Below are 12452 nucleotides of genomic sequence, written 5' to 3'. Positions count from 1 at the left end.
AGTCGGTTTCCCTTTTTTACAGGCTATTTATTTCAGACATAAAAAAAGGCAGGATTCCCTGCCTTTTTTATTTTATCACTCACTATTTAGTGGGTGATATTGCCGATGCGTGCATTCCTTTTGGCCCTTGTTCGACCTCGAATTGGACTGGTTGGCCTGCTTTTAGAGTTCGATAGCCTTCCATTTCGATGGTAGAATAGTGTGCGAAAACGTCTTCACCACCAGCTTCAGGGCAGATAAACCCGAATCCTTTGGCGTTGTTGAACCATTTAACAGTTCCGTTTGCCATACTTCCACTTCCTTCTGTTGTTTACTGACCAGTAAGATAGTAAAACTAATGATGCGGGGAAAATTCACCGCTCAACGAACAGAATGAAACCAGTAAAAGCGGATGTCAAGGGTAATTTAACAAAAAGGCAACATTTGAGGCGAATATTACGATCAAGTGTTTTATTGGTCCGATGACTGGTATGTTTAACTGTAGTGAAGATCAACATTTGGTAGAAGCCAAAACTAGAGGCTAATATTTAAAGATGGCTAAAGCAGGAAATATTGAACATATTGAAGAGCGCGTAGAATCCGAAATCGCTCCGCCTTCAATGTATAAAGTGATATTAAATAATGATGACTACACCCCAATGGATTTTGTCATTGAGGTATTGCAACTGTTTTTCAAAAAAAATGAGCAAGAAGCGACAGATATCATGTTAGCGATTCATCATCAGGGGAAGGGAATATGCGGTATTTTTCCTTTTGGCATTGCAGAAACTAAGGTTGCTCAAGTAAATCAGTTTGCAAGACAAAACCAACATCCGTTACTGTGTTCATTAGAGAAAGCCTAATCTCGACTTGTTGTGATTAATTTTAGGGGGTGCTTATGTTAAATAAAGATCTTGAGGTCACCTTGAATCTGGCTTTTCAGCAAGCCAGAGACGCGCGTCATGAATATATGACCGTAGAGCATCTGCTATTGGCTTTGATCGATAATCCCGCGGCGCAAGAGGCATTAATCGCATGTGGGGCCAATCTCGACAAGCTGAGAGAAGAGGTCGCTAGTTTTATTGAACAAACCACGCCAATCATTGCCGACCCCAACGACGAGCGAGAAACTCAACCAACTCTGGGTTTCCAGCGAGTGCTTCAGCGCGCCGTATTTCACGTGCAATCTTCAGGGCGCAATGAAGTGACTGGGGCCAACGTGCTGGTGGCTATTTTTAGTGAACAAGAGTCACAAGCGGTGTATCTGCTTCGAAATGGAGAAATTACTCGTTTAGATGTGGTCAACTATATCTCTCACGGTGTTGGACGAGACGATGCGGATAGCAGCCAAGAGCCCGAACAGATCGAAGACCACAGTGAGGCGGAGGAGCGGAGTAAGTTATCTCAGTTCGCGGCTAATCTTAACGAAGAGGCTCGTAAGGGCAATATTGACCCACTTATTGGACGCACCGATGAGATTGAGCGCTCAATTCAAATCTTATGCCGTCGTCGTAAGAATAATCCCCTGTTAGTGGGTGAAGCTGGCGTTGGTAAAACGGCCATAGCGGAAGGATTAGCCTACCGTATCGTCAACGAAGAAGTGCCAGAAGTGATGCAGAATGCCACTGTGTATTCGCTCGACCTTGGTGCCTTGCTAGCGGGTACTAAATATCGCGGTGATTTTGAGAAGCGTTTCAAGAGTCTGCTCAAAGAATTAACCGAAGACAAGCATGCAATTTTGTTTATTGATGAAATTCATACGATTATCGGCGCAGGTGCGGCATCTGGTGGAGTCATGGATGCATCTAACTTGCTAAAACCCTTGTTATCTAGTGGTAACTTACGTTGTATGGGATCGACTACGTTCCAAGAATATCAAAGTATTTTTGAGAAAGATCGTGCCTTGGCGCGACGCTTTCAAAAAGTCGATATCAATGAACCTTCTGTAGCCGAAACGACTAAAATTTTGCAAGGGCTTAAGTCTAAGTATGAAGAACATCACGGTGTTCGTTATACCTTAGCCGCGCTGAGTGTTGCGGCGCGTCTTTCTGATAAACACATCAATGACAGGCATCTCCCCGATAAAGCCATTGATGTGATTGATGAAGCGGGTGCAAGAATGGCGATGTTGCCTGTAAGCAAACGTAAGAAGACCATTGGTCAGAGTGAAATTGAGGCCATTATCGCTAAAATGGCTCGTATACCTGAGAAGTCGGTATCGACCACTGACAAGGATATGCTCAAGAACCTAGAGCGTAATCTTAAAATGGTTGTATTTGGTCAAGATAAGGCGATTGAAGCGCTTAGTGCGGCAATACGCTTGTCACGCAGTGGGCTTAGTGGCGAAGGTAAGCCTGTCGGCAGTTTCTTATTTGCAGGCCCTACGGGTGTCGGTAAAACCGAGGTCACTAGTCAATTAGCATCGTGTCTGGGACTTAATCTTGTTCGTTTTGATATGTCTGAGTACATGGAAAGCCATACAGTGTCACGTTTGATTGGTGCACCTCCTGGGTATGTTGGTTACGATCAAGGAGGGTTGTTAACCGATGCTGTGATTAAGAATCCACACTGCGTTGTGTTACTCGATGAGATAGAAAAGGCACATCCCGATGTCTATAACCTGCTATTACAGGTGATGGATCATGGTACCTTGACTGATAATAATGGCCGTAAAGCCGACTTTAGGCATGTAACCTTAGTGATGACAACTAATGCCGGCGTGCAGGAAACGGTGCGTAAATCGATAGGGTTTAAGCAGCAAGATCATACTCAGGATGCCTTATCTGAAATCAATCGTGTGTTCTCGCCAGAGTTTAGAAACCGATTAGACGAGATCATCTGGTTTAATCACTTAGATATGACGGTTATCGCTAAGGTCGTTGATAAGTTCCTTGTTGAACTTCAAGCGCAACTTGATGATAAAGCTGTGGTACTCGAAGTGAGCGATGAGGCCAGAACCCTATTAGCCGAAAAAGGGTACGATAAGTCGATGGGCGCTCGTCCAATGGCGAGAGTGGTCACTGAGTTGATTAAACGTCCACTGGCTGATGAAATCTTGTTTGGCAAACTGGAGAAAGGTGGTACAGCTCATGTCGATGTTGAAGGTGACAAATTAACCATTAATGTCGAGAGTCCAGAGAAGGTCACTCATTAGTCTATAAAAAATAAGCATATAAAAGGGCTGCAATTGCAGCCCTTTTTGTTTCTATCGATCGGTAAAAAATGCATCTTTGATGCAGAGTCTACTGACTTTAGTTGCGTTGAAATACAATATGAAACTAAATTTAGTAAACAAAAAAACCGGCTCTGCCGGTTTTTAATTAAATCGTTAGCTAACTTTAGCGTGAACGGAAGACGATGCGCCCTTTGCTCAAATCATAAGGGGTCAGCTGAACTGTGACCTTGTCACCCGTAAGAATACGGATGTAGTTTTTACGCATTTTGCCTGAGATATGGGCGATTACTACGTGTCCATTCTCTAGCTCTACTCGAAACATTGTATTTGGCAAGGTTTCAAGAATAGTGCCTTGCATCTCAATGTTGTCTTCTTTCGCCATTAATCAGTTATCCTGTTAGCCTTCAAATATTAAAAACGGGCGTATCATGCCGCAAAATACGCTTGCTGTAAAGAGGTGGTTAGTTATCCCGAAATAACTGTTTGCATTATTTTTTCTACAATCAGGGGATTATTCACTTTGCTGCCAACCGTTTGCAGTAAGGATCTGGTAGGGTTGGTATGCTTTTTTGTAGTTCATTTTTCTCGATGCATCGATTTGATAACCCAAATATAAAAAATCTTTTCCCATTAATTTAGCAATACGACATTGAACAAGGATCATCAATGCGCCCATCGAACGCTTATCTTGCGTTGGAGAGAAAAAGCTATAAATGGCTGATAGACTATTGGGCAGCATGTCGGTTATGGCGACGCCAATCAATGCGTTGCAGCTTCTGATTTCAATCAAGAGTGGTTGATGCCATGCGCATTGAATAAAGTTATCGTATTGTTCTCTCGATGGCGGGAACATGGGACCATCATGATGACGTTGTTCGATATATTGTTGATAAAGCTGATAATGCTCATCTGATGTTGCCTTGACGATGGACCAACTTAAATCTCGGTTATTTTTTAAGGTACGTTTCTGTCGCCGAGAGGGAGTAAATTGCTTTACCGGTATCCTTATTGGCTGACATGCTTGGCAATGGGGACAGTGCGGTTTATATAGCATCTCTCCGCTACGTCGAAATCCTAGACTCAATAACTGCTCAAACAGTTCCACATTAATGGTATTTTCTTGCAGAACGAGTAGCTGCTCTTGTTGTTCGGGTAGATAACTACATATAAACGTGTTGGTCATACCAACTTGAATCGTGTCTGACTTAGAGCTCAAGATAGACCTCGGCAGAGTGCCAAGTATCACTGGCGACTTCGATATCTCTGAAACGTTTTAACAGGTTGATAAAATCACTACGTTTTAATGCTTTGGCACCTAAAGACTGAAGATGAGGATTCATTACTTGGGCATCAATAAGGCGAAACTTATGGGTTAGTAAGTGTTGATGTAACATCATCATTGCTGCTTTTGAGGCGTTTGTTTTGTGATGAAACATAGATTCTCCACAAAATACCTGCCCAATAGCAAGACCATATAATCCTCCTACCAACTCGTCGTTCTCCCAAACCTCGATTGAATGCGCCTTACCTTGAATATGCAGTGCTTTGTATGCATCCTGTATCTCTTGGGTTATCCAGGTACCATCTTGTCCTTCTCTGGTTTTTGCGCAGTTTTCGATAACTTGAGCAAAGGCCCTATTGACACTAAAGTGCCAATGACTCTTTTTAACATGGCGTTTTAGGCTGCGGCTAATTTTCATCGATCCCGGCACAAAGACTGCGCGGGGATCTGGCGACCACCATAAGATAGGGTCATTTTCGTTAAACCATGGAAAGATCCCGTCATAATAAGCGCTTAGCAGGCGTTTAGGGTGTAGATCTCCGCCGATAGCCAATAAACCATTGGGATCGGTCAATGCGTATTCTGGCGATGGGAACTTGGCCAGCTCATGATTTAAATAGGACAGTGAGTTCACAATTGAGTAAAATTAGTTGATAGCCTCTCTATAAGTTAGCGGAAAACCTGCCATGTTGAAACCTATAAGCCGTTTCTTTAGTCTTGTTTGTATTGTTTTTGTCGCGACCAGCACATTGGGTCTGCCATCACATGCTATAGCTGCTTATGAACGTGACCAAGCGGTACCGGTTGAGAAAGTTGTTTATGGTTATGTGACTTCAGTGCGAAACATAACCCAAACCCAGTTAGTTGAAGATCGTAATCAAGGCTGGAAAACATTTGGCGGGGCGTTGTTAGGTGGTGTTATTGGTCATCAGTTTGGCGGCGGCTCAGGAAAAGATGTGGCAACCGTTCTTGGCGCCATGATCGGTGCCGGGGTAGGTAATCGCTATAGCAGTGATTATTACCAAGAACTGAAACTCGTGGAGTTGATGATAACGTTCGAAGATGGTGAGCAAGTGATGGTTATTCAGGATTATGACCCTGGAATGGTGTTTAGTGCCGATGATGAGGTGAGAGTTGTCTATCTAAAAGGCCGAGTACGAGTCGATATCGCGATGTAGTTAGTGGGATAGTAAGTTAGCGCTATCTGGAACTGCTGGCTGGGCTTTTGTCGGCTCTTTCGTTAATCCACTTGGCCCTTAAAGCAGGACCAAGGGGTTATCGGATAAAGATTAGCGCTTTTATTGGATTATTTTTAAACGACTTGGGCTTTAAACTGCTCAGTGGGTGACACCAACTCATCCTGCGCCTTGATCGTTTGTAACTCCCAGTGGCGATTTTGTTGAGTGACCTTGAGTACACCATAGCTAGCGTTGGCTGCATGTTCAAATGCAGCAACAGGGCTCATTCCTTTGAGTAATCCCCCAGTAAACAGCGCGGAGATCAGATCGCCAACTCCGACAGGTTGTTTATCGAATGCCAGTTGTGGGCGTTGGCAGATATAGCAAGCTGAATGTGTCGCTAACATCATAGTGAAGGTGTTAGCTAAACTAGAATGCAGATGCTTAACCAGTACCATTTTAGGGCCTAATGCTAACGCCTTTTCACAGGCGGCTTTGGCCTGTTCTAGGTTAGTGATCTCCATCTTAGTAAACTGGCTTAACTCAAATTGATTGGGCACAATCACATCGGCGATAGGCATCACTTGGTTGATGAGTTGTTCTGTGATCCCTTCGGCGAGAATGCAGCCTTTTTCTGGATCGCCCATGACCGGGTCACATACATAAATCGCGTTTATGTTTTTCGCCTTCACTTTGCTGACGGTGTTAATAATGGCTTGGCACTGCTCAGCGCTGCCCTGATAACCGGACAGTATTGCTTCACAATCACTAAGTTTACCTATGTTGTCGATACCACTGATTAATTCATCAATGTGGTCGGCCGAAAATGCGCGTCCGGTCCAACCTTGTTGATATTGAGTGTGGTTTGAAAATTGTACCGTGTGGATAGGCCAAACCTCCATTCCCATGCGTTGTAGCGGGAAAACTGCTGAACTATTACCGGCATGGCCGAATACGACATGCGATTGGATTGAAATAATTCCTTTCACCTAACGATTACCTTATATGTTGAGATTGTTGCTGATGATTTGTTTGGGAAAACCTAACTCACCTGAACTGGAGTAATAAACATGTTTCAAATAGCCTTTAATTTTTCTAGCAGCCTTGCATTCAACTGACTGCTGGCACGTGAATACGCCTTAGTCGAAAAAGTGGTGACAAGCTTAAGAATACTTGGCTGTAGAACAGTAAATTAGTCGAGAATGATTCAGTCTCTTCATGTGAGTTCAGGTTAAGTATGATGACATTGGGAGATCCATCATTTGGCTAACTCAGCTTGAGCTTATAGTGACTTTTCGGTTAGGTATCAACGGTGTAAACAATAGTCTGTGATCTAGTATCGTTATAACCAAGAGCGATGGATTGAATTGTGAGACAGATTGGAGGTGAGTATCGGGAGAGTTGTGCCGTCTACTCGGTGTAAACAGAATCTAAGTCAGCAGTTTTTTGGCGTGAGCTTTAAAACAAAGGAGCCATAAGGCTCCTTTGTTAGAGTAAAGATTAGAATCCGCGAGGAAGTTGATCTTTATTGGCTAATTTTGCACGCCATAGCTCTTTAGGTGTCATACCAGAGCCTGAACTCTGATTAGCTTGTACTTCTTTCGCCGCTTTTGTTGGTGCAGACTTTTTAGCTGCTGCAGGCGTTTTTTTTACCTTGTTAGCAGGCTTAGATGTTTCAACATTGCCACATTGCTCGGCAAGCATTGCTTCTAGTTCGCTAAAACGAAGAGATTTACCACCATCGATTTTATACCAACTTCCTTTCTGCTCGATAGAAACTGTCTGCCCTTGTGTTTTGCTTAGTGCAGACTCTAACGCGCTAATCACCTCTTCTTTGGTCAACTTTGACATAGTCTTAACCTATTTCTTTTAATGTTTAATTGAAGGTTTGAAGTAATTTTATAGTTTAAAGGGTTTAAAAGTCCAATTTTCACAGAAATTCAACGTATTTCTATGAACTGCCCCTCAGTTATGGCTACACTAAGCGCAATAATGACAGCCTAGTGTTTGCGACATTAATTGATTGTGCTTGGTTGTTTATTTAGGGAAATGATGAGGAGTTTGAATGAATCGCTTAGAGTTAACTCAATATCTTGCCGAGTTTTTACAAGTTGCAACTTATAAAGATTATGCGCCGAATGGATTGCAGGTAGAGGGGCGCAATAAGATTAAAACTATAGTGACTGGAGTGACAGCCTGTCAGGCATTGATCGATCGCGCTATCGAACTCAATGCCGATGCGTTACTTGTGCATCATGGTTTTTTTTGGAAGGGTGAGAGTGACGTGATAACAGGGATGAAATATAAGCGAATCAAAGCATTAATCAATAATGGGATCAATTTGTATGGTTACCATTTACCGCTTGATGCGCATCCTATGCTTGGTAATAATGCTGAGCTTGCTAGGGCGCTAGGCATTATAGACGCTGAGCCGATAGCCGATTCCCCCCAGGGACTAGTTTGGCAGGGTCGTCTCGATGAGCCTATGTCGGTGGATGACTTTTCTCTCCATCTCAGTCGCGTATTGGGCCGAGAGGCCCTACGTTTAGGGGAAAGCGATAGAGGCATAAGTCACTTAGCCTGGTGTAGCGGTGGGGCTCAAGATTATATCGATATCGCGGTTGAGTTGGGCCTTGATGCATTTATCAGTGGTGAAGTGTCAGAGCGGACCTTCCATAGCGCTGTCGAGCAAGATATTCATTATTTTGCTGCGGGTCATCACGCCACAGAGCGTTTTGGTATTCAGGCATTAGGTGAACACTTAGCGCGTAAGTTTGATTTGGATCATCACTTTGTCGATATCACTAATCCAGTATAAGCGAGTATTTTACTAAGTTGATTTAGAGATAGTAAAAAGGCCGCTGAACGGCCTTTTATTTGAATAAGTGTAATTTGTTACTTAACACGCATACCTGGCTGAGCACCTTCGTGTGGCTCTAGAATCCACAAATCTTTCTTTCCAGGACCCGCGGCAAGTACCATACCTTCTGACATGCCAAAACGCATCTTACGCGGCGCAAGGTTTGCGACCATCACGGTCAGTTTACCTTCAAGCTCTTCTGGTGCATAAGCTGACTTTATCCCAGCAAAGACTTGCTTGGTTTCACCGCCTAGATCAAGTTGCAGTTTCAGTAACTTGTTCGCTTCAGGCACATGCTCAGCTTTTGCGATACGTGCAATACGTAAGTCGAGTTTGGCGAAATCATCAAAACTTATCTCTTCGCTTATTGGGTCAAGATCTAGCTGACTCTTTGGTGCCTCGCTAACTTGTAAGTTTTCGGTAGAGGCTTCGATGATCGCTTCGATGTTTTTCATCTCAACGCGCTGCATTAGTGCCTTGAATGGCGCAATTTGATGCCCTGCTAGGTCACGGCCTAAGTCGTCCCAAGTTAGGTCTAATAGCAGGAAGCCTTCTACGTCTTTAGCCAGTTTAGGTAGTACTGGTTTAAGGTAAGTGACCAAAATTCGGAACAGGTTAAGTGCATTACTGCAAACCTGATGTGCTTCATCTTGTTTGTCTTCTTGCTTAACTAGCTGCCAAGGTGCTGCATCGGCGACAAAACCATTGGCGATGTCGGCTAGCGCCATGATTTCGCGCATCGCCTTACCAAACTCGCGAGTTTCGTAAAATTGAGCGATTGTTTCCTGTTTGGCTAAGAAGGCTTCAGTTAATGACTGATCGGCCACTTTGGCCAACTTGCCATCAAAGCGTTTGCTGATGAATCCAGCGGTACGAGAGGCTAAGTTAACTAATTTGCCAACAAGGTCTGAGTTTACTCGCTGTGCAAAATCTTCCAAGTTCAGATCTAAATCATCAATACGGCTACTCAACTTTGCTGCGTAGTAATAACGAAGATATTCAGGATCTAAATTATCTAAATAAGTACGCGCCTTAATAAAGGTACCTTTAGATTTAGACATCTTTGCGCCATTGACAGTGACATAACCATGAGCATAAACACTGTTAGGCTTGCGGAAACCTGCACCTTCAAGCATCGCTGGCCAGAATAGGCTATGGAAATAGACAATATCTTTACCGATAAAGTGATAAACCTCAGCAGTAGAGTCTTTACCCCAAAACTCGTCGAAGTTTAGGCCTTCACGCTTGTTGCAAAGGTTTTTAAATGAACCCATGTAGCCAATAGGCGCATCTAGCCACACGTAGAAAAACTTACCTGGCGCATCCGGGATCTCGAAGCCGAAGTACGGAGCGTCACGACTAATATCCCACTGCTGTAGACCTTGGTCGAACCATTCGCCTAATTTATTCGCCATCTCTTGTTGCAGCGAGCCAGAACGTGTCCACTCTTTAAGCATGTCTTCAAACGCAGGAAGGTCAAAAAAGAAGTGCTCACTGTCTTTCATTATCGGAGTTGCGCCCGATACGGCAGATTTAGGATCGATTAGATCTGTTGGGCTGTAGGTTGCGCCACAGCTATCACAGTTATCGCCATATTGGTCGACGGACTTACACTTAGGGCAAGTACCTTTGACAAAACGATCGGGAAGGAACATCGACTTTTCTGGATCGAATAGTTGTGAAATTGTTCTCGACTTAATGTAACCACCGTCGCGTAGCTTTAGATAAATTTCAGTGGCTAGTGCGCGGTTCTCATCGCTGTGAGTACTGTGGAAGTTATCGAATTCAATATTGAAGTCAGCAAAGTCTTGTTGATGCTCTTTTTGTACTTGAGCAATCATCTCTTCTGGCGCAATACCTAATTGTTGCGCCTTCAACATAATCGGTGTGCCGTGGGCATCGTCGGCGCAAATATAATGACACTCGTGTCCACGCAGCTTTTGGAAGCGAGCCCAAATATCGGTTTGAATATATTCCAACATGTGACCTAAATGGATCGGTCCATTGGCATAAGGAAGTGCGCTAGTCACGAGAATTTTACGTTGTGAAGTTGTCATCTTGTCTCAAAATCAGTAAGTGCCCAAAAAGAATGGCATAGATACTAACCGATCATTGCATAAGTTTCACCAAAAGCTGCTTTAACTGAGCTAAATCTATCCGAATATTGTCAGAATTTCTGATACACTTAGCCAAATTAAATTTAGGGGGTAGTCGTTTTGTCTTCAGCTTCTCATAATTATCACCTTAGTGATGATCTTCTCGGGCCAGTTTTGGCCATTTTAGACGCATATCAAGATCCAAATTTACAGCAAGGTTTAGTGACCGCGGGTTGTGTTACTAAGCTAGATATTGAAGGCAAGCGTTTGCAACTTGGATTGTGCTATCCCTATCCCTGTCAGACACAATATCGTGACACTGTAATGGCAATCACCAACAAGCTAGCCGTACTCGACGCCATTGATGAAGTGGAATGTGAAATTGACTTTCAACCTGCGACCATCGCCTCTGGTGCAGTAGAGCCATTGCCGAATGTAAAGCAAGTTATTGCCGTAGCATCGGGTAAAGGTGGTGTAGGGAAGTCGACGACGGCGGTTAATTTGGCGTTAGCATTAGCAGCTGAAGGCGCCAAAGTGGGTATTCTCGATGCTGATATTTACGGTCCTTCAATTCCTATCATGCTAGGCGTCCCAGATTTCAATCCGGTATCCCCAGATGGCAAAATGATGACCGCGGCGAGTGCTCATGGAATTGCCGCACAGTCTATTGGTTTTATGTTAGGCGGTGATGAAGCGGCAGTTTGGCGTGGTCCAATGGCAGCAGGCGCGTTAGCTCAGTTGCTAAACGAAACGCTGTGGCCTGAACTCGATTATCTGGTTATCGATATGCCACCAGGAACGGGCGATATTCAATTGACCTTGTCACAAAAAGTCCCTGTAAGTGGCACGGTTATAGTGACAACACCACAAGATATCGCGCTTGCTGACGCTAAGAAAGGCGTCAGTATGTTCCAGAAAGTGAATATTCCTGTGCTGGGGATTGTTGAAAACATGAGTTTTCACCTCTGCAGTGAATGTGGTCATAAAGAGCATCCGTTTGGTCAAGATGGTGGCGCTAAAATGGCGCAGCGCTACAATGTACCTCTGTTAGGCCAGTTGCCGCTTAAACTCAATATTCGGGAAGATGTTGATAACGGCGTGCCGACTGTGGTAGCAGATAGTGAAGGTCAGGTTGCACAGCTTTATTTAGCTATCGCAAGAAAAGTTGGCGCGCAACTGGCGTTAACTCAGGCACAAAGTGTCGTTTCAATTTCAATTTCAGAAGATGAGTAAGGTTTAAAGCATGAAATCGCAATGTGTCATTATTGGTATTGCTGGGGCATCAGCATCGGGTAAGAGTCTAATCGCGAAGACGATTTATGAAGAGTTATGTCGCGATTTAGGCACCGATGAAATAGGTGTGATTGCGGAGGATGCTTACTATAAAGATCAGAGCCATCTATCGATGGATCAGCGAGTATTGACCAATTACGACCACCCTAAGGCGCTAGACCATCCACTGTTGTGTGAGCATCTAGAAGCCCTTAAAAACGGTCAAGCGGTGGATATTCCTCAATACAGCTATACCGAACATACGCGTATTGCAGAAACCGTTAAGATGACGCCCAAGAAAGTGATTATTCTTGAGGGGATTTTACTGCTAACAGACCCAACACTGAGAGAGAAGATGGACGCCAGCGTGTTTATGGATACACCGCTTGATATCTGCTTTATGCGTCGTTTATCTCGTGATGTTGCTGAACGTGGCAGAACGATGGAGTCCGTTATGCAGCAATATACTCAAACGGTGAGACCCATGTTTTTACAGTTTATCGATCCATCTAAGCAATACGCTGACATTATTGTTCCTCGCGGCGGTAAAAACCGTATTGCAACCGACATTTTGAAAGCGAGAATTCAACACCTCTTGGTAAGATAGCAG

13 protein-coding genes are annotated in these 12452 nt (G+C 43.9%); 6 read left to right on the top strand and 7 right to left on the bottom strand.

The features are described 5' to 3' along the window. Positions 1–82: 82 nt before the first annotated feature. Positions 83–289, bottom strand: coding sequence for a cold shock domain-containing protein CspD (cspD, locus tag K0I73_RS11370; protein WP_028764803.1), 207 nt, complete (start codon positions 287–289; stop codon positions 83–85). A 244-nt stretch (positions 290–533) separates the two neighbouring features. Between cspD and clpS the strand changes: the two genes are divergently transcribed. Both clpS and clpA read left to right on the top strand, forming a co-directional pair. Next, a complete protein-coding gene (gene clpS, locus K0I73_RS11365; protein WP_220061246.1) occupies positions 534–842 on the top strand; it encodes an ATP-dependent Clp protease adapter ClpS in 309 nt (102 codons plus the stop codon). 35 nt (positions 843–877) lie between these two features. Continuing rightward, positions 878–3133, top strand: coding sequence for an ATP-dependent Clp protease ATP-binding subunit ClpA (gene clpA / locus K0I73_RS11360; protein WP_220061245.1), 2256 nt, complete (start codon positions 878–880; stop codon positions 3131–3133). Positions 3134–3317: 184 nt separating this feature from the next. Here clpA and infA read toward each other — a convergent pair whose 3' ends face one another. The 3 genes from infA to aat all read right to left on the bottom strand — a co-directional run bounded on the left by infA (position 3318) and on the right by aat (position 5070). Further along, complete coding sequence (gene infA, locus K0I73_RS11355) at positions 3318–3536, bottom strand: translation initiation factor IF-1 (RefSeq protein WP_011865366.1); 219 nt, start codon at positions 3534–3536, stop codon at positions 3318–3320. Positions 3537–3665: 129 nt separating this feature from the next. Beyond that, entirely contained in the window at positions 3666–4370 is a 705-nt protein-coding gene (locus K0I73_RS11350; protein ID WP_220061244.1) for an arginyltransferase, read from the bottom strand. Then, a complete protein-coding gene (aat, locus tag K0I73_RS11345) occupies positions 4360–5070 on the bottom strand; it encodes a leucyl/phenylalanyl-tRNA--protein transferase (protein WP_220061243.1) in 711 nt (236 codons plus the stop codon). The genes K0I73_RS11350 and aat overlap by 11 nt, the downstream gene beginning before the upstream one ends. Before the next feature lie 52 nt (positions 5071–5122). Here aat and K0I73_RS11340 point away from each other — a divergent pair, with 52 nt between their 5' ends. Next, positions 5123–5614 carry an outer membrane lipoprotein gene (locus tag K0I73_RS11340; RefSeq protein WP_220061242.1) on the top strand — a complete coding sequence of 164 codons (492 nt, stop codon included), beginning with the start codon at positions 5123–5125 and terminating at the stop codon, positions 5612–5614. Between the two features lie 134 nt (positions 5615–5748). Here K0I73_RS11340 and pdxY read toward each other — a convergent pair whose 3' ends face one another. Continuing rightward, the gene (gene pdxY, locus K0I73_RS11335) at positions 5749–6603 is read right to left on the bottom strand and encodes a pyridoxal kinase PdxY (RefSeq protein ID WP_220061241.1); all 855 of its coding nucleotides are present in this window, start codon (positions 6601–6603) and stop codon (positions 5749–5751) included. A 511-nt stretch (positions 6604–7114) separates the two neighbouring features. Beyond that, positions 7115–7465: a hypothetical protein gene (locus K0I73_RS11330; protein WP_220061240.1), complete on the bottom strand. Its 351-nt coding sequence runs from the start codon at positions 7463–7465 to the stop codon at positions 7115–7117. A 214-nt stretch (positions 7466–7679) separates the two neighbouring features. On the opposite strand from K0I73_RS11330, the gene K0I73_RS11325 reads away from it, so the two are divergent. Then, positions 7680–8432, top strand: coding sequence for a Nif3-like dinuclear metal center hexameric protein (locus K0I73_RS11325; RefSeq protein WP_220061239.1), 753 nt, complete (start codon positions 7680–7682; stop codon positions 8430–8432). A gap of 77 nt (positions 8433–8509) precedes the next feature. Here the strand turns inward: K0I73_RS11325 and metG are convergent, their stop codons facing one another. Then, positions 8510–10531, bottom strand: coding sequence for a methionine--tRNA ligase (metG, locus tag K0I73_RS11320; RefSeq protein ID WP_220061238.1), 2022 nt, complete (start codon positions 10529–10531; stop codon positions 8510–8512). Positions 10532–10690: 159 nt separating this feature from the next. Between metG and apbC the strand changes: the two genes are divergently transcribed. Both apbC and udk read left to right on the top strand, forming a co-directional pair. Further along, positions 10691–11803 (top strand): iron-sulfur cluster carrier protein ApbC, encoded by a 1113-nt coding sequence (apbC, locus tag K0I73_RS11315; RefSeq protein ID WP_220061237.1) that lies wholly within the window; start codon positions 10691–10693, stop codon positions 11801–11803. Between the two features lie 10 nt (positions 11804–11813). Beyond that, complete coding sequence (gene udk / locus K0I73_RS11310) at positions 11814–12449, top strand: uridine kinase (RefSeq protein WP_220061236.1); 636 nt, start codon at positions 11814–11816, stop codon at positions 12447–12449. Positions 12450–12452: the final 3 nt, after the last annotated feature.

This window comes from Shewanella mesophila, from assembly GCF_019457515.1.
Taxonomy (GTDB): Bacteria; Pseudomonadota; Gammaproteobacteria; order Enterobacterales; family Shewanellaceae; genus Shewanella; species Shewanella mesophila.
Note: the sequence above shows the minus strand (reverse complement) of the source record. Positions and strands in the feature narration are given on the sequence as shown.